Annotated in this window: 16 protein-coding genes; 15 read left to right on the top strand and 1 reads right to left on the bottom strand. The window is 39.3% G+C overall.

The genetic code is table 11. From position 1 onward, the window contains the following. Positions 1–220: 220 nt before the first annotated feature. The 7 genes from phnD to B5771_RS10770 all read left to right on the top strand — a co-directional run bounded on the left by phnD (position 221) and on the right by B5771_RS10770 (position 7,180). Positions 221–1,144, top strand: coding sequence for a phosphate/phosphite/phosphonate ABC transporter substrate-binding protein (gene phnD / locus B5771_RS10800; protein WP_088187510.1), 924 nt, complete (start codon positions 221–223; stop codon positions 1,142–1,144). Between the two features lie 41 nt (positions 1,145–1,185). Beyond that, positions 1,186–2,673 (top strand): sensor histidine kinase, encoded by a 1,488-nt coding sequence (locus B5771_RS10795; protein ID WP_172408239.1) that lies wholly within the window; start codon positions 1,186–1,188, stop codon positions 2,671–2,673. Then, positions 2,633–3,289 carry a response regulator transcription factor gene (locus tag B5771_RS10790; protein WP_242966815.1) on the top strand — a complete coding sequence of 219 codons (657 nt, stop codon included), beginning with the start codon at positions 2,633–2,635 and terminating at the stop codon, positions 3,287–3,289. Before B5771_RS10795 ends, B5771_RS10790 begins: the two co-directional genes overlap by 41 nt. 367 nt (positions 3,290–3,656) lie before the next feature. After that, positions 3,657–4,280, top strand: coding sequence for a universal stress protein (locus tag B5771_RS10785; protein WP_088187505.1), 624 nt, complete (start codon positions 3,657–3,659; stop codon positions 4,278–4,280). Between the two features lie 195 nt (positions 4,281–4,475). Then, entirely contained in the window at positions 4,476–5,075 is a 600-nt protein-coding gene (locus B5771_RS10780) for a chromate transporter (RefSeq protein ID WP_088187504.1), read from the top strand. Then, complete coding sequence (locus tag B5771_RS10775; RefSeq protein WP_047811162.1) at positions 5,072–5,617, top strand: chromate transporter; 546 nt, start codon at positions 5,072–5,074, stop codon at positions 5,615–5,617. Before B5771_RS10780 ends, B5771_RS10775 begins: the two co-directional genes overlap by 4 nt. Positions 5,618–6,373: 756 nt before the next feature. Further along, positions 6,374–7,180: an undecaprenyl-diphosphate phosphatase gene (locus tag B5771_RS10770; protein ID WP_088187503.1), complete on the top strand. Its 807-nt coding sequence runs from the start codon at positions 6,374–6,376 to the stop codon at positions 7,178–7,180. A gap of 110 nt (positions 7,181–7,290) precedes the next feature. On the opposite strand, the gene B5771_RS10765 is transcribed toward B5771_RS10770, so the two are convergent. Next, positions 7,291–8,577, bottom strand: coding sequence for an Nramp family divalent metal transporter (locus B5771_RS10765; RefSeq protein WP_088187502.1), 1,287 nt, complete (start codon positions 8,575–8,577; stop codon positions 7,291–7,293). Between the two features lie 162 nt (positions 8,578–8,739). Between B5771_RS10765 and B5771_RS10760 the strand changes: the two genes are divergently transcribed. From B5771_RS10760 to B5771_RS10725, 8 genes are all read left to right on the top strand, one after another. Further along, a complete protein-coding gene (locus B5771_RS10760) occupies positions 8,740–9,159 on the top strand; it encodes an iron dependent repressor, metal binding and dimerization domain protein (protein WP_047811164.1) in 420 nt (139 codons plus the stop codon). Between the two features lie 367 nt (positions 9,160–9,526). After that, entirely contained in the window at positions 9,527–10,192 is a 666-nt protein-coding gene (locus B5771_RS10755; protein ID WP_047811165.1) for a TetR/AcrR family transcriptional regulator, read from the top strand. Positions 10,193–10,198: 6 nt separating this feature from the next. Beyond that, entirely contained in the window at positions 10,199–11,266 is a 1,068-nt protein-coding gene (locus B5771_RS10750) for an efflux RND transporter periplasmic adaptor subunit (protein ID WP_088187501.1), read from the top strand. A gap of 1 nt (position 11,267) precedes the next feature. Continuing rightward, complete coding sequence (locus B5771_RS10745; protein ID WP_088187500.1) at positions 11,268–11,975, top strand: ABC transporter ATP-binding protein; 708 nt, start codon at positions 11,268–11,270, stop codon at positions 11,973–11,975. Then, entirely contained in the window at positions 11,968–13,134 is a 1,167-nt protein-coding gene (locus tag B5771_RS10740) for an ABC transporter permease (RefSeq protein WP_088187499.1), read from the top strand. The genes B5771_RS10745 and B5771_RS10740 overlap by 8 nt, the downstream gene beginning before the upstream one ends. Next, entirely contained in the window at positions 13,131–14,339 is a 1,209-nt protein-coding gene (locus B5771_RS10735) for an ABC transporter permease (protein WP_088187498.1), read from the top strand. Before B5771_RS10740 ends, B5771_RS10735 begins: the two co-directional genes overlap by 4 nt. Positions 14,340–14,698: 359 nt before the next feature. Next, entirely contained in the window at positions 14,699–16,147 is a 1,449-nt protein-coding gene (locus B5771_RS10730; RefSeq protein ID WP_088187497.1) for an MFS transporter, read from the top strand. A gap of 247 nt (positions 16,148–16,394) precedes the next feature. Continuing rightward, positions 16,395–17,900: a methyl-accepting chemotaxis protein gene (locus B5771_RS10725; RefSeq protein ID WP_088187496.1), complete on the top strand. Its 1,506-nt coding sequence runs from the start codon at positions 16,395–16,397 to the stop codon at positions 17,898–17,900. The last annotated feature ends 227 nt before the right edge of the window (positions 17,901–18,127 follow it).

The following is an 18,127-nucleotide window of genomic DNA, read 5'->3' as shown; positions in this document are numbered from 1 at the left end:
ATAAGTAAGAAACGAAAAGCTGAATCGTTTATACTGCTTGAAGGAGTCGCCTTGATCTAAGGCGACTTTTTTATCCAATCGTAAGACTCCCACTTCATTAAGTAGGAGTGGGTCCCCCGTACGAGTTCACTTTCCAGAGAAGTATGTTTAGGGTTCAAGAATTTCCTTGATGCTATAGACATGTTATACTTGAAATACTTGAGAGAGGTGAAAACAATTAATGCTGCGAAAATTGTGGCTTGCGACGATATTAACTCTCCTGGTGGTTCTATTAGTTGTCGGCTGTCAAAAGACAAATTCTATTACAATTAAGCTTGAAAAGACCGTTTCTGCGGATCAATTAAAACAAATGGTTAAGTCTAAAACTAATTATTATTATGTCGGTTTTGATTGGAGATTAAGTCCCAGTGAGGATGTCAAACGATACACACCATTGTTGAATTACCTAGAGCGACAAACAGGATATAATTTTAGATTAAGGGTGTTTCCTCAAAATGTAGATATAGCTAAAGAAATGAGCGAAGGACGGGTTCAGTTTTCAATTATAGGCCCCTTGAGTGTACTTCGCGCTGAAAAGTATGGAGTCAAGAGCTTGGTCATTGGAATCACTGAGAACGGAACTTCAAGCTATCGTACAATGATTGTCACCCAACGTGATAGTTCGATTAATAAAATTCAAGATTTGCGTGGACGCACATTAGCCTTCAGTTCCAGGACTTCAACCCAAGGATATCTTATTCCTCGAATTATGCTTGCCCAAGCGAAGATTGATCTAAGTGAATTAGCCTCTTTTGAGTCTTTTCAATCTTATGAAGATGCTGCGAATGCAGTGCTTGGCGGCCGTTTTGACGCTGCAGCACTGCAAGATACCTTAGCAGAAAAACTAGCTGCAGAAGGTTTAGTGAAGATTATAGCGGTATCTGATTATTTCCCAAGCGGAGGTATAGCGGTTGCTTCTGGAATCGATCCGGTTACTGCGGCTGCTGTTCAAAAAGCGTTACTTAATTTCCAACCTCAAGGGAAAGACCGTGATGACCTATACCAATGGAATAACTCAGAAATGCCTAAAGGGTTTGCTGCACTGGAAGGAGATCCTTATGCTGTTTATCGACCTTGGATTAAAAAATTTGGTCTGCTTAATTAAATCATCAATGTAAACCAAGCCAAATGAGAGGTAGAATTGAGATGCGGCTTAGTCATAAAATTATCTATATGACATCAGGAATTGTGGTTGTTATGGGCCTGGTGACTATAATCGCAATTAATGGTATTGTAAAAAGCGCGGTGCGCAGCAGTATTGAACAGAATGGCGTTGTATTAGCTGATAATACCTCGAGCAATGTTGCAGATCAGTATTTGGACGGAAAACTGTTAACTGTCAAAAGCGTTTTGAAGAACCAAATCGATAGCAATAAATATATTGCATATGCTTATATTTTAAATAGAGATAACGGTTCGGAGATCGATACGTTTCAGCAAGGGTTTCCGGAGGGATTAGTTCTGGCAGATCCGCTTGGGAAAGGCCAAACATATGTCACTAAACTGTTAAATATTAATGGTAACCTGATATTAGATACCGGCGTGCCCTTAGTGAGGGGACTAAATAGTATTGAATTACATATCGGCCTGACTGAGAGCGCTTTACTACAGCCTATATCAAATATTTCTTGGATGATAGCATTATTGACGCTGATCGGTATAATAATAGGGAATCTGGCGGCTCTAGTCTTGAGTCGCTTCATTACAGGTCCTTTGGAAACTTTAAGCAGGCAGGCAGTTCGAATTGGAGAAGGGAATCTAGACGATGAAATTTGTCTCAACAGCAAAGATGAGGTGGGACACTTAGCCCAGTGTTTTAATCTAATGACATCTCAGCTAAAAGAGACTATTCAGGCACTGCAAAAGCGCAATCAAGAACTGTCCCAATTATCGCAAAAACTTGGAGAGCGTGAAGATCTTTTAGAAAAGCTATGGCATCAAGTTATTTCTGCTCAAGAAGAGGAAAGAAAACGGATTGCCCGGGAGCTCCATGACGAAACAACTCAGTCGATAGCAGCGATCACGATTGGTTTGAAAACAGCAGAAGAAATTCTCCCTAATGATCACCAAAAAGGTATATATTATTTAGAGCAAGTTCGTAATATTGCTGGACAGGTTGTTAAAGAGCTGCATAATATCGTTTATGATTTGAGACCGACCATATTAGATGATCTTGGCTTAGTACCTGCCTTGCGTTGGTATGGTGAAAGTCGTCTGAGCCCCAGAGGAGTGGAGTTCGAGTTACATACGGAGGGTATCGACAGCCGCTTTCCAACTGAAACGGAGACAACACTATTCCGTATTGCTCAAGAAGCTATCAGTAATGTTTTTAAGCATGCTCAAGCACATAAGGTTATGCTTATTCTAACTCAAAAGAGCAAGAGGTTAAGGATGACGATCAACGACGATGGACAGGGTTTCTCAAGTCGAGAAATGTGGAACAAGACTGACAACGAAGGGCATCTCGGGCTTTTAGGAATGCGCGAAAGAGTTGGTTTATTAGGTGGAACGATTACAATAACCTCCAAGATAGGCGAAGGAACTGAAATAATTGTTGATCTTGAATTGTCACAGAGGGAATTCAGAAAGGAGGGTGCCTCGTTTGGAAACAATTCGACTCCTCTTGGTAGATGATCATACAATTTTTCGAGCAGGTATCCGTGTCCTTTTGGAGATGCAGCCGGATTTTAAAGTCATTGGAGAAGCAGAAGAAGGTGAAAAGGCCTTATCACTTGTTCGTGAGCTGCAGCCTGAGGTTGTTCTTATGGATATTGCAATGCCAGGCGTTGATGGGCTAAGTGCGGCAAGACGGATAAAAGAGACTGCACCGATGACGAAAATTATTCTGCTTACTCAGCATGAAAATAAAGAGTATCTTCAGCCGGCTCTAAAGATAGGGGCAGAGGGTTATGTATTAAAACGGGCTGCTGCCGATGAACTTGTTATGGCTATTCGTGCTGTTCATCAAGGGAAGTCATTTCTTGATTCAAATGTAACTTCAACAATTTTAGCAGAGTACTGTCAGGACGTAAAAAATGGTACTGTAACGGATAATAGACAACTATCGGAGAGAGAGCGAGAGATTCTCGTTATGGTAGCTCGTGGGTACACCAACCGCCAGATTGCAGAACTCCTGAAAATCAGTCCCAAAACTGTGGATTTTCATCGTGCACGGATCATGAAGAAATTAGGCATCAAAGGCAGGGTCGCTCTAGCTCAATATGCCTTACGGCACGGGTTGGTTGAGTGAACTGCAAGGTATAGGAACACCCCTCCCACTTGAAATTTAAAACCAATATACCCCTTAAGCAGACTTTGTCTGCTTTTTGCTTTTATATAATGTTTTTGTAACTAGTATTTTTCCTAGGTTAATTCAGGGAAATATAATAGTAAAACCATTAATTTTACTAGTTACTTTTGACAAGATTATCACAGTATAATTTTATTAAATTAAATAATTATAATTGTCTATTAAAAACGGACGAGGGTAAGGAGAGGGGGGCTATTTATTAAAATTCAATAAATAATTAGTGACCTCAAAATGATAACAAATATATATAGAAGATTGTGACATAAAGTAAACTTTATAAGAGTTCTATAATAAAGAGGCATAGAAAATGGAAAATAAACTAAAAGTTCTTCTCTATTCTGATGGCTCATATCAGGCCCTATCGGCAGCAGTCTATGCTGCATATCTCTTGCAAAATTCTCCCCAAATGAATTTGACGATTCTCCGAATTCAAGAAAAAGATGGAGGTTCATTAGGCGTAAAATATAGTTGGAAAGAGTTAAGGGTAAAGTGTATCAAATATTATTGGTCAAACTCTTCGAGTGCAGAATTCAATTGGTTGGACGGATGGCCCGTTAGTCCTGACCCGAAGTGGCTTAAAAAGATTCTTGATGGGGCGGATCATGAGAACACAAAAAAGTATGAAAAACTATTATCTCAAACTAACAATATTTTTTTGCAACGAAAACAAGACGTACAGCATCAGATATTATATTTGAATACTTGCTTTTCTGAGAAATCAAACAGGTCAGAAATTGTGAAAGCCCTTGCCGATTATGCTGAAAAAAATGCCTTTCAATTAATAATTATTGGTACACGAGGATTTTCAAAATTCAGAAGAACCATAGTTGGCAGTTTTTCACAAGAAATATTGGCAAAATCCAAGGTACCTGCCCTTTTAATTAAGAAACTCTCAGCAGAATTTATTTGTAGTTTTCTTTCAGACTCGTAATATAAAAATCCCTGTAGGAAATATTATGAGAATTTCAGAAGGTCTAATAAGAGTGCTCTATTTGTCTTGTCAATAATCTTTTTTCGTTATTAGTGAAAGAATTCCTATTCTCTTATTGCATAGTTGTTGCGTGATTCCTATGTAGACGAAATAGGTCCAATCGCTTCCTCGATTGCAGGAAAGGGGAGTTTATCAATGGAAAAGAAAAGAATTAACTTTAAATTTATATTGGAAATCTTTTTTTCCTTCTTTAAAATATCACCGCTTTCATTCGGCGGAGGTTTTGCAATGATTCCTATTATGGAAGAAGAAGTGGTGCATAAAAAGAAATGGGTGAATAAAGAACAAATCATTGATATTTTTGCTATTATTCAATCATTGCCAGGGGCTATAGCAGTTAATGCTGCATCATTAGTCGGATATCAAGTAGCAGGAATTGTGGGGGCTATTGCCGCCTTTTTAGGAGTGATTTTGCCTACATTCGCTATCATGGTTATATTTGGAGCGATGTTGATTACATACCAACATAACTTTTATGTTCAAGCTGCCTTACAGGGTATAAGACCAGTAGTCGTTGCAATGATTGCCTCAGCTGCCTTTAAAATGAGTAAAGTGTCTCTGATAGATAAAACTTGCCTAGCCATTACTGCCTTAAGTATTGTGACCCTTTTATATCATAAAAGTTTAATATTTGTAGTGATTGTTTCTGGAGCTATCTTAGGAATTGTGCTTGTGAACATAAGGATAAAGCTCAACCGTCCTGTATCTCTAGTGAAGGCAAGTGAAAGAAAATGAGCATGTTTGAAAGTGTGTTTGTAGCCTTTTCCAAGTTGTGGATAGTGATTTTCGGCGGTGGTTATGCTATGCTGCCGCTTTTGCAAACAGAAATGAAGACCCATGGATGGCTGAGCACGAGTCAGTTAACAGATTCGATTGCTGTTTCAGCAATGGCTCCGGGACCCATTGCTACAAATACAGCGGCTATAGTTGGTTTTAAAATAGATGGCATCTGGGGCGCCTTAATCGCCTCGATTGCGCTTACCTTGCCGTCACTGCTTGTCATACTTCTCGTAGGAAAGGTGCTTGGCAAACTGCAGGAGCATCGTAATTTTAAAGCTGCATTTTATGGCCTAAGACCTGCTATCATTGGCGTTATTATTTTTGCGGCCATTAATTTTGCTGTCAGCAATCATATTATAGGAGGCAGAAATATTCTTGACATTAAAAGTGCCATTTTAATGATAGTCGCTTTTGTTATTTTAATAAGAACAAAGCTGCATCCTGTATATTTAATTATTGCAGCTGCCCTAATTGGAATACTATTATCTGTTATATAGTAATTTAACCATGTATTTGATATAAAATTTAACAAATTATTCTTTTTTAAGTTTATGTAAAACCTTGATATTCCTTCAAATGTTTCTTCGTGACAAAAACTTATAAAATGTAGTTTGAAAATAATTTTAGCTAAAAACACGTTGCTCCGGTTTTCGGATTTGAAATAATATAACTGATCTATAAAACTGTTTTTCACATTACTTTTACAAGGATTTAATTGTCGCTTAATACTATTAGGTTATAATAGAAGTGGAAATACCTGATGCGGATATGCTGGCAAAATATTAATAGCCTTATGTGAGTTGTTTAAGAGTATTTTAGCGAATGATAAATACCTTGATTAAGAGTCCTCGCATTTTAAAATAGAAGATGTAGATCTTTCAGCAAGACTATCCGAAAGCAAGGGTATTTATTACTCGTTATCTTTCGGATTTTATTATGTCTATCCTGATAGCAATCTTGATCCGTTTTAATCAACATTACAACATTAGCAGTCGATTTGCTTTAATAGAATGGTTTTAGGAACAATAATCGCCAATATTATTAAGCAATTTCTGCAGGAAAAGTGGTAAGATAAAGGTATTACATAAAGGTAACATTTAGAAAGGAGTAGAGGCTGGGCAATTTAACAATAGAGATGTACATATGTAAAATAATGAATTAAAGCGATGCCAACTAAATTTGCGCAAGTAACGTCATAATAAGCTTACGGTTAAATGGTTTAGAGAGTGTATAAAAAAGGAGGGTGCAAAAAGGTGAGTCTAATCATTAAAGCAATCATTTTAGGTATTGTGGAAGGGATTACTGAATTTTTACCGGTTTCTTCGACCGGACATTTAATTATTGTCAATGAATTTATTAATTTTACAGGTAGTTTTGCTAAAATGTTTGATGTGATTATCCAGCTTGGTGCTATTCTTTCTGTGGTCGTCTACTTTTGGCATAAGCTTTTCCCTTTTGGAAGGCATAAATCGAGACTGGAAAAAGCCGAAATATGGGACATATGGAAAAAGACGATTATTGGAGTACTGCCTGCTTTGTTTATCGGAGCACTTTTAGGAAAACGCATTGAAGACAAATTATTTACACCGGTGGTCGTCGCTTTAGCTTTACTCATTGGCGGTATTATTTTAATCATTATCGAAAACAAAAACGTCGGTGGAAAAATCAGCTCAATTAAACAATTAAGCTATAAGACAGCCTTGAGCATCGGCTTTATTCAATGCTTGGCTATGATACCAGGGACTTCAAGATCCGCAGCGACGATTATCGGAGCGATGCTTTTGGGTTCTTCAAGACTGGTAGCCGCAGAATTCTCCTTTTTCCTTGCTATTCCCACAATGGTTGCGGCATCAGGATATTCACTCTTGAAAATAGGCTTGGGTATGACTGCATATCAGTTGCTGTTGCTGGCAATTGGCTTCGTAGTATCGTTCATCGTTGCCTTATTCGTCATTTCTGGTTTTATGAATTACATTTCTAAGAGGGATTTCAAACTATTTGGCTATTACAGGATCGTTTTGGGGATTCTCGTATTGTTATATTTCAACTTTTTAAAGTAATATGTTTGCAAAGCCGAACCTCGAGACTTCTTGGGGACTTTGCCTCTAAAGAAGATGAAAAAATCAAGCGCATACGATGGGCCGGAGTGGATTCTCCGGCCCTTTTACCGCTATACATTACCAGTGAACGTCAGGTAAAGCAGAACTAAATTTAGTCCTATGATAAGACTAGTAATCATCCAGCCTACTATTTTGGTAAGCGGTTTATTGACGAAACTCCCCATTATGTCTTGACGACTGGTAATTTTCAGCATAGGTACAATAGCGAAAGGCAAGGCAAAGCTCAAAACAACCTGGCTCATAACTAGAGCATACATGGGGTTAATACCTGAAGCAATGATGAGTAGCGCCGGAGTCATAGTAATTAACCTCCGTATGTTGACGGGGATACTTAGCCCAACAAAACCTTTCATAATAGTTTGTCCGGCCATTGTTCCTACTGCAGACGATGATAAACCAGATGCCAGTAAGGCGATCCCAAAAGCGCCGCTGGACAGAGTTCCCAGAAGAGGTTCTAGTGATTTATGCGCTTCTTCAATAGTATCCACAGCCATGCCATTCTTGAAAAATACTGCTGCAGCAACAATAACCATAGCAGCATTGACAAGAAAGGCAATATTCATGGCGATGGCAATATCAATTCGCTCCATGCGCAAATGTTTTCGCTTCTGTTCCTCTGTTGTATCCATATTTCGGGCTTGCACTAGCTGCGAGTGAAGATAGATTACATGCGGCATTACTGTTGCACCAAGCATTCCGACGGCAATTAAGACAGCATTGCCGTTGGGAAGCGATGGAACAAGAGTATGAATGCTGACCTGAGACCAGTCCGGTTTGGCCAAAAAAACTTCGACGGTGTAAGCGATGGTAATAACCGATACTAATGTGCCAATAATCCACTCAACAACTCTTTGTCCGTATTTTTCCATATAGACAATTAAGAACGTAAGAGCGCCTGTGAGGAGACCGGCATAAATCATGGGAATTTTAAAGAGTAGATACAATCCCAATGTTCCGCCCAGGAACTCTGCAAGATCTGTTGCCATGGCAGCAAATTCCGCTTCGAGCCAAAAGAACCAATTCACTCTCCGGGAGTAAATCTTTGCACACATCTCTGGCAGGTTATGACCGGAAGCAATGCCTAATTTCGCCGAAAGACTTTGCAAGAAAATTGCCATTAAATTGCTCCAAAGAATGACCCAGATAAGGCTGTAATTAAACGTAGAACCTCCGCTGATATTTGTGGCAAAGTTACCAGGATCAATGTAGGCAACGCTTACAATAAATGCCGGACCAATAAATTTGAGCATACTTTTTGCTTTTGTTGCAAAGGTTTCTTTTGGCAGCGATAATGGCAATGAAAGCGATGGCCTGGATAAATTGAACCCTTCACTCATTTTTTTACCTCCAATGTTACATTTGTATCGAATCTGTTGATTCAAAAAAACATACTGCTATACCTGACCGGCATAATTATAGAGAGAATATTTAACCCTGAAGTCCGACAAGGACTTATAGTTTAAAGATAGAGGACTAGGCTATCAAAGGAAGTGTCATGAGTGCTGACACCCAGCTTGGAAGATTATTTGGAGGAGATATATCGGTTTTCTTTAAGCCAAAGCACTGTTCGGGTTTCGAATATCAGTAAAAGGCTTAAAGTTGCTTTACCATCAGTTACTAAAGCTCTCTATAAATTGAGAGATGAGGGTTATATTAAATACGAACCATATGGAGAGATCAAGCTTACCGATAAAGGAAAAGAGTTTGGGGACTACTTAGTGGCGAGAAACCAATTATTGCAGGAGTTTCTTGCCCTTATATGTAGCCAATGCAATTTTGCTGCTGAGGCCGAAGCAATGGAGCACTACCTTTCAATAGCAACGATTGAGGCCATTAAAACTCTGGTGGACTTCATTAAAGCGAATCCGTCCTGGCAACAAGCGTTTAAAGATTTTATCAAGCTTAAAGACGCAAAATAGTTTTAAAGGTTAAAGACCTGGAGTATAGGATAAGCATTTAAGTAACCTCCTTATGTTATTCTTCAGGTTAACTAGGTTAGCTCTAGCTAACTTGAAGTTGTTGGTTTAAAAATAGAATACGTAAGAAATTCAAAACTGCTACTATTAGGTTTTGACAGTATTATCCATAAAAAATGAAGCGCCGCAAAACTACTTTTTGGTGTAGTAAGCGATGCTTCTTGCATTATGCGGCCTTTTCCGAACAATGGCTAAAAACAAATATATTACCATAAAGTTCCTTGACGAATAATTACAAACCGATTAGAATAATCCTTAAACCATAAGTAACTAACTGGTTACATACTTTTTGATTCTGATGGGGGAAACAATGAATAATGGAGCTAAAGAAAAAACTATGAAGAAGGTCGATGGGCGGGGGCAGCGTTCTGAAGAGAGTCGAGGACGGATTTTAAACTCTGCTACAAGAATCTTTGCAAAGAAAGGGCTTGATGGTGCACGAATTGATGAAATAGCCGAGGATGCAGGAATCAACAAACGTATGCTTTATCATTATTTTGGCAGCAAGGAAGACCTGTATGTAGAAGTATTACGTTTTAACTATGAAAAAATTTATACCTTAAGCAAAAATGCTTTTAACTTAGCTGATGACTCAAAAGAAAATGTTACGCGAGCAGTGCGGGCTTACTTTTACTTTCTGGCTAAGAATGAGGACTTTGTACGGCTTACCAGTTGGGAAGCACTTAATGGAGGTCGGTTTGCTAAAAAGGTAATTCCCCAATTCTTTGATCTTGTTGAATTAGAGTTCGGAGACATTATTAAGGATGGTATCAAACGAAATTTCATTCGCCCCGATACGGATATTCGTCAAGTAATTGTAAGTGTGCAGGCTTTGTGTCTTGTTTATTTTAACAGGCGTGAGATTGTTCAGCCTCTTTGGCAGGAAGATTTACTGTCTGAAGAAATGCTGGAGGTAAGACTGCAGCATATATTGGCTCTAATTTTTGATGGAATTTTTAGTCATGAGGAGGAATAAAGATCGATGGATGCTTTAGCAAGAATTAATTTTAAAAAAATAGGTGTTTTTATTTTGTTCATGGGAATTATCGGGGGAAGTCTGGTGATTTTTAATCAATACTTTTACAAACGTCAAGTCGCTTTGACTAATGAGCAACAGAGTTTGACGGCGACAGGCACAATTGAAGCTACGGATGTTATGGCTTCTTTTAAGGTTCCGGGAAAATTAGCCAAAACCTTGGTGGATGAGGGGAGTCAAGTAAAAGCAGGACAAGAAATAGCGTCCTTGGAAAGTGAAGAAATCAGTTCTGATGTTGTTGCCGCCCAAGGTGCTTATAGCGCTGCTCTGGAGAACTCTCAGAAAGCCGCCGACGCGGTTCCTTTAACAAAGGAGCAGGTTGAGAGCACGATAGCCCAGACTCAAGCTAAAGTAGCCCAAGCAGAAATAGGTGTTAAAGATGCTAAACTGTCCTATGACCGGGTTACAGCGCTGTTTAAAGGAGGTGCTGTTCCGCAGAAGACATTGGATGATGCGACAAATGCCTATGATTTGGCAAAAAGCAAGCTTCAGGAAGCTCAAGCCGCTCTTCAACAAGCTTTGTCAGCTCAGAGCAATGTAACAATCGCTCAGGCGCAATCTGATGCAGCTCAGGGTGCGGTTACACAAGCCAGTGGAGCAGTAGATAAAGCAACAGCCTATCTTAACGATACTAATTTGCTTTCTCCGCTGACTGGCTACATTACTAAAAAGTACCTTCAGGCCGGTGAAATGTTAAATGCCGGTACTCCTGTTTATGAAATAACTGATTTAGCAAATCCCTATGTAAATGTTTACATTAGCGAAACTAAAATCGGGCGTGTTCATTTAAATCAGGAGGCAGACGTAACTGTGGATGCTTATCCGAACCGAGTCTTTAAAGGAAAGGTTGTTTTAATCAATGGGGCTGGAGAATTCGCAGTAAAAAAAGCGATTAATGACCAGTACGAACATGACATTCAGAGCTTTGAAGTTAAGATTGAATTGCCTAATCAGGATTTGGCGTTAAAGACAGGGATGACGGCACAAGTTAAGATCATAGAGGGGGCTAAGTGACATGGAGCCAGTAATTAAGGTGAATAATCTGGTACAGAAAAATGGTCGCAAACCCCTTTTGCAAGGAATCACGTTTGAAGTCATGGCCGGTGAGTGTTTGGGTATTTTTGGCACTCGAGGAGCAGGGAAGACGTCCTTAATCCACATTTTGGCAGGGGTTGATCGTTTTTCCTCCGGTCAGATAACTATATATGGGCATAATATAAGAAAAACCGAGAAATTTAAACGCGATATTGGACTTGTGACTCAAGCAAACAGTTTATTTCGCGATATGACAGTCGTGGAAAATCTTGATTTTATTGCAGCTCTAAAGAAGGCACCAAAGGCTAATGTTCTTGAAATGATTGAACGATTTAATCTTAAGGAATTTCTCTCTAAACCGGCAGCAGCTTTAGACATTGGTGCTCTGCAAAGGCTTTCCTTGGCTTGCGCAATGCTTAATCGGCCGAAGTTGCTGTTAGTTGATGAAATTATGAAAGATATTGATTTGCCTTCCCGCAATCTTATTTTAAGTGAGTTGGAACAATTTTTAGCAGGAGGCGGCACTTGTGTTAGTGCAATTAGTACGTTGACAATTTGTGATTATATAGACAAAGTCGCCTGGTTAGAGGGCGGGACTATAACCCTCTATGATTTGCAAGAAGCCCAAGCGGAATGGGACAGGCAGGAGAAATATTACGCAGAACAGAGTGGTCGTTGTCATGCTTAAACAGTGTCGTGCAGTTTTAGAGCGTGAACTATTCTATATGTGGCGGGACAAGAGCTTGCGTCATATTTTGCTCATTGGTCCTTTGCTCGGTTTGCTGCTGTTTGCTGGTGTCTATAGTTATCAACGGATTGGTAATATACCAACAGGGATCGTAGATCTGGATAACAGCAGCGCCAGTCGGCAAGTTGTTGAGGAACTGAAAAATAGTCAAAATTTACAGGTAGCAGCCTATTTTGACAGCTTTGCGCAACTGAAGGAGTCCATTAAAAGGGGAGGGGTTATTGTTGGGGTTGTCATTCCCGATAACTTTGGCAAAAACGTTGCCTTACATCGCCAAACTAGAGTAGCAGTAGTTATTGACGGTATGAATATGGCCTATGCTACCAATGCCTCAAGTGCTATTTTGACTGTGACAAGAACGTTTGGGGCCCAAGTAGGGATTCAAACTCTAATTGCCCAGGGAATTCAAGCCAACCAAGCCAAAGAGGCCTATCAGTCCATCGCTTTCCCGGAAGAAGCATGGTTTAACCCAACGTTGAATTACGCTTATTTTACAGTTTTAGGTTTTGCCTTAAATGTTTGGCAGCAATGTTTGACTCTCGCCGCCTGTATGACTATTATCGGCGAGAATGGTTTGCGCAGCTGGCTTCAAATTAAAACTTCCGGAATATCCTCAGCAGTGCTTTTCTTCTGTAAATCTCTGGTTCACATTGCTGTTTTTATGCTGATCGTTTTCCCGCTTTATTATTTGGCCTTTGTCGTTTTTAAGCTTCCACTGGCCTGCGGATGGCTAAATTTATTGTCATTCACCTTGATTTTTATTATTGCTCTGCATAGTCTGGGCACGATGATGTCGAGTATTTCCCGAAACGCTGTGGATGCTTCACGTTATGGGATGATTATTGCTTTACCAGCTTTTGTGATTTCTGGTTATACCTGGCCGCTTGAAGCAATGCCGCAGTGGGTGCAGCATGCGGCTTGGTTCCTTCCTCAAACTTGGTTTTTTCAGGGATTGAATTATTTGACCTTTAAGAATCCGGGCTGGGGATTTATGAGCCACTACTATTTGGCTTTAGGATTGATGGCTGTTCTTTTCTATAGCGTAGCGGCTTTACGCCTTATGGTTGAGAATTTCTTACCTAAGGGGGGGTTGATGTGAAGCAGATTTTAAACATTGCTTATTATGAAATGATGCATATTTTAAAGGAGCGAGTTCTTTTCTTGATGATCTTTTTTGTACCGCTCCTCTACGCCTCGTTATTTGGTCTCGTTTACGTTTCAGGTATTCTGCAGCATGTCCCTCTTGGGATTGTTGATCTTGATCATTCTAAGGAAAGCCGAGATGTTGTTTCTGCCTTCGAAAACACCCCGGATTTTAAAGTGATTCCGGAAGTGACTACTTATGCGGCTTTAGAAAAGGGAATGAAAACCGGTTTGATTCGAGCGGGTGTTGTGATTCCTGAAGATTATTCTCAGAAATTATCCCAGCATCAACTCACCCAGATTTTGACTATTTATGATGGGTCTAATCTCATCTATGGGTTCAATACTCGCAAGTATTTTCAACAAGTGCTCAATACCTTCAGTGCTGATCATACTGCTGCTTACCTTAGTGGTTTAGGTATGACGAAACATGAGATCACGAATGTCATGGATACGGTATCCTACAGCATGGAAATTTGGTATAATCCGACCTTAAGTTATGCCACTTTCATCTATATGGGCTTGGCTCTTATGATTTTTCAGCAGATCGGTTTGCTTGGCATTGGTTTGACGGTGACTCGGGAGAAAGAGCGGAATACTTGGATTCAATTTCTTAGTGCCGCCGTTTCGCCATGGAAGATCTTTTTGGGCAAAGCACTGCCTTATTATATTGCTAACTTTTTTAACTATGGTTTAGTCATGTGGGTTGCAGTGCGTTTTGTTAATGTTAAAATCGAAGGTTCGGTGGCCCTCATTGTTCTCTTGGGCTTGCTTTTTGACATTATTGTCGTCTCGGCAGGCTTTATTGTTTCCGTTTACGTTCCCAACTCTTTATTAGTTACGAGATATCTGATGCTAATTTCAGTCCCCATTTTTGTAAGTTCGGGATATTCTTGGCCCAGTACTCATATACCGAAGATCATCAATGAATTAGTTCGGCTTATGCCTTACACTTGGATGGCCGAAGGGTTTCGTTTGCTTACCGTAAAAAACTTAGGTTTTTCCTATTTGGTGGATAAGATTATAGTACTTATTGTTATGGCTGCAATCAGCTTATTTTTCGCTTTAACCTTCTCAAAGCGAAGAAAACCTCCAGCTCAGACCGGTTTGGCTGTAAATGGTTCGATTAGTTATCCTGATAAGTCTTGCTTGCGTTTATAGGCCGGTTATTGAAATGAAGGTGCTTATCCTTTAATGACTCGGAAGTACTTTAACTCTTTAGTATAAGGAGGAGAGGTACTTCTCTTTCTGATTTTTGCGGGAGGTGAAAAATATTTTATACAATTCACATGAGGAGATTTTATTCGCACTAAAAAGGTATGAGTTTGTAAACATACCTTTTTAGTGTATTATAACTATAGTAAATACATAAAGAATAAATAATTTTCCGAAATGGAGGTATTGCTTTCAATAGATTCGGTAGGGATGGAATCCTTTAACCATCTGAAATGGAACAAAAAAATAGAACCAAAGTAATTGGGGTAATCTAATTTTAAATGAAGTAAGAAAGAGGTTTTAGCATGGCGGCAGCAAGTATAAGAGAACATCCGAATATTCGCTGGTTTATCCTTCTGACAGTGTCAGTTGGTACATTTATGTCTACCCTTGATTCAAGTATCGTAAATGTTGCTTTACCTACAATTTCAACTGCCTTTAAAACAGATCTTGAAACATTGCAATGGGTTGTTACAGGGTATTTATTAACCATATCAAGCCTCTTGCCAATATTTGGAAGATTAGCAGACATATTAGGCCGAAAACGCATTTTTTCAATTGGTTTTATTCTCTTTACTGTAGGTTCAGCACTTTGTGGCCTATCAACCAACGTTTTTATGTTAATCGGTTTTCGCGTCTTTCAAGCCCTTGGCGCATCAATGCTGATGGCAAACTCCCAAGCCATTACTGTCGCCGCATTTTCACCTCATGAACGTGGACGAGCACTCGGATTAACGGGAACTACTGTTGCTCTCGGCTCTTTAACCGGTCCGGCCTTGGGGGGATTAATAGTAGGTTTAGTGGGATGGGAATATATTTTCTACATTAATGTTCCTATCGGCATTATTGGTTTTATTGCTTCCCAGATCATTCTGCCAGATGATAAACCAACTGAAGAGCGTGAGCCTTTCGATTTTTATGGCGCTTTCCTCTTTTCGATTGGGATGGTTGCTCTCCTTTTTGCAATCAATAATGGTGAAGACTATGGTTGGTCTTCAGCTCCCATCCTTTTGGGAATTGCAGCCGGCCTCATTCTTCTAATCTCATTTTTTATTATCGAACAAAAAGTTAAAGCGCCAATGATAAATCTATCACTATATAAAATAAAGCCATTTGCCATTGGCAATATCTCGGGTTTCTTGTCGTTTGTGGCTTCGTTTTGCAATACTATGTTAATGCCTTTTGTTCTCCAGCACTCTTTCAATTGGTCTCCGGAAAAAATTGGACTTTTGATGGCAACTTTTCCAGTCGTAATGGCAATCATTGCTCCAACAAGCGGATATCTATCGGATAAAATCGGACCGGTTTTTTTAACAACCGGTGGTCTTGTAATTATTGCTATGGGCCTGTTTTTTCTGGCGACATTAAATATCCAGTCTCCTATTTGGTACATTATGATCGGGACAATTCTCATGGGTCTTGGTTCGGGAATGTTTCAATCGCCCAATAACAGTAGTGTAATGGGTGCTGTTCCCAGGCATATGCTTGGTACAGCCGGAGGGTTAAATGCCCTAGTACGTAATGTTGGCATGGTAGTAGGCACAACACTGGCCGTTTCAGTCTATGACGCACGCCAAAATAGAATATTGACTGGGTTAACAAAACCAACGCTTGCCCAACAAGTAAGCGCGTCCCTCTCAGCTTATCATACGGTAATGATTATTGGAGGCGTTGTTGCACTCCTTGCAGCGTTTCTTTCGATGAGTCGTAAGGGTTATGTATCAGGTGATCTTCATAAAGTTCAACGTTCTTAATACTAACTGTCTTAGATTTTTTTCTTGGTATTATTCCCATAAGTTACAAAATTTTCCGAGAAATCAATGATTTGAAAATGCCGGAACGTGTACAAACGTTCCGGCTATGTTATTTTTATGTAAAAAATTTTCAGATGTTAGAGGAAATCCATGGAATTACGTAGAATCGAAAAGGAGTATTCTAAAAAATTAATGCAAATAAAGAATTAATCAGATTTAGTAAATTATTGAAAGGGAGATGTTTTATTTGCCTATTTTCTCCAAAAAACCTTGTTATGAAGCAGACTATATCCTTAAATACGTGGGAAAAACATTAAATGGCTTGAAAGTGGAGGAACCAAAGGTTGAATATCCAATTCATATATCATTTTTAAACTATTTTCGGCGCCTTTTTGATAATGAAAAACAAATGGGGGCTTCAACAAAAGAGCTTTTATCAATTACCGCATCTTTAAGCAGCTTTGATGTTGATATGACGCATATTTCAAGTAAATTGATTGATTTTGCTAAGGAAATGTCTGTCCTCAGTGAATCGAATCTAGCGGTTGTTGAGGAAACTAATGCCGGAATGTCGGAAGTTAATAATACAGTGCAAAACACTTCCGAAACTCTTTCTCAACTATCTGAAGCATCGGTACAGTTAGTAAATGGTAATCAAAACAGTCTTCAGGAATTAAAAGAGGTTAACCAGTTAAAAGAAGAGGTTATGGTTGATGCTGGTATTATGAGCGAAAAGGTTGATCAATTAGTTGATATGGCCAATAAGGTAAACGAAATTGTGTATGGAGTAGGAGAGATTGCAGAACAGACTAATTTACTGGCTTTAAATGCTTCGATAGAAGCGGCTAGGGCAGGCGAAAACGGAAGAGGATTTGCAGTCGTTGCGGAAGAAATACGAAAACTTGCCGACAATACCAAGAAGAGTCTGGAAGGCATGAAGAATTTTATGCAAAGCATCCAGAAAGCAGCTCAAGAGGGCAAACAAAGTATGGATAATACAATTTCTTTAACAGAAAAGATGAGTCATAAAATTGAAGTGATCACCAGTACTATGGAACAAGATGTTAGTATGCTGCAAACAACGATCACAGATGTTCAGCTAATAACTCAGGCCATGGATGGAATTCGAACTTCAACGCAGGAAATTAATCAGGCTATGGATGTTTCGAGTAGAGAAGCAGAAAAGCTTACCCAAATGACCCAAGTAATTCACCAAGATGCAATGATAAGCGCAGATTATGCAAAGAAAATTGCTCATATTGACGAGCAGCTTTCACAAATTGTGAAAAAGCAGATGAGTTCTTTGCATGGAACAGTAAATGCTATAACGAATGATGAGTTTTTGGACAACCTGCAAAAAGCGAAAATTGCTCACGATGCATGGCTGAAAAATTTGAAGCGTATTGTTGAGGAAATGGTCGTTTACCCTTTGCAAACGAATTCGGCTAAGTGTGCTTTTGGTCATTTCTATCGATCAATGAATGTAACCCATCCCGCTATTAAAGATGAGTGGGAAGCGATTGATGCTGTTCATGATGAATTTCATAAACTTGGTGAACGTGTGATTGACGTTGTTAATAAAGAACAGCAGTCTTCGGCTCAGGAATTGTATCGACAGGCTGAAGTTCTTTCGGACGAGATTTTTAGACATCTGGATACAATTATAGAGAAAGTTGAAGAACTAACTAAACAAGGTGTAAAGTTGTTTGGAGGAAAAATAGAGGAAACTTGTTCTGAGTGTGCTGCCTGTTAAGCCAAAGGATGCGCATAGCGAATTAAAGGCGGTTGCTAAAATAATAGTTGCAGAGTGAACTTAACCCAAGCCTGAAGCTAGGTCTCTCGAAAAGGAGCCCTAACTTCAGGCTTATATCTTACATTTGCTTATCCTTTTCTATCGGCTTTGCTTCTTTTCCTGAAACAACACAAGCCATCATCAAATTCCTCTGACATGAATATCTTTGATATTCATGAATACTTTCA

It is taken from the genome of Desulfosporosinus sp. FKA (assembly GCF_002196785.1).
In the GTDB taxonomy this organism is placed as follows: Bacteria; Bacillota; Desulfitobacteriia; order Desulfitobacteriales; family Desulfitobacteriaceae; genus Desulfosporosinus; species Desulfosporosinus acididurans.
The sequence above is the reverse complement of the archived record's forward strand: the minus strand, read 5'-3'. Positions and strand labels throughout refer to the sequence as shown.

Coding starts and splice junctions, on each gene's coding strand:
- B5771_RS10765 (WP_088187502.1), bottom strand. CDS start 8,577: ATGAGTGAAGGGTTCAATTTATCCAGGCCATCGCTTTCATTGCCATTA.
- B5771_RS10795 (WP_172408239.1), top strand. CDS start 1,186: ATGCGGCTTAGTCATAAAATTATCTATATGACATCAGGAATTGTGGTT.
- B5771_RS10755 (WP_047811165.1), top strand. CDS start 9,527: ATGAATAATGGAGCTAAAGAAAAAACTATGAAGAAGGTCGATGGGCGG.
- B5771_RS10780 (WP_088187504.1), top strand. CDS start 4,476: ATGGAAAAGAAAAGAATTAACTTTAAATTTATATTGGAAATCTTTTTT.
- B5771_RS10785 (WP_088187505.1), top strand. CDS start 3,657: ATGGAAAATAAACTAAAAGTTCTTCTCTATTCTGATGGCTCATATCAG.
- B5771_RS10775 (WP_047811162.1), top strand. CDS start 5,072: ATGAGCATGTTTGAAAGTGTGTTTGTAGCCTTTTCCAAGTTGTGGATA.
- B5771_RS10740 (WP_088187499.1), top strand. CDS start 11,968: ATGCTTAAACAGTGTCGTGCAGTTTTAGAGCGTGAACTATTCTATATG.
- B5771_RS10750 (WP_088187501.1), top strand. CDS start 10,199: ATGGATGCTTTAGCAAGAATTAATTTTAAAAAAATAGGTGTTTTTATT.
- B5771_RS10730 (WP_088187497.1), top strand. CDS start 14,699: ATGGCGGCAGCAAGTATAAGAGAACATCCGAATATTCGCTGGTTTATC.
- B5771_RS10745 (WP_088187500.1), top strand. CDS start 11,268: ATGGAGCCAGTAATTAAGGTGAATAATCTGGTACAGAAAAATGGTCGC.
- phnD (WP_088187510.1), top strand. CDS start 221: ATGCTGCGAAAATTGTGGCTTGCGACGATATTAACTCTCCTGGTGGTT.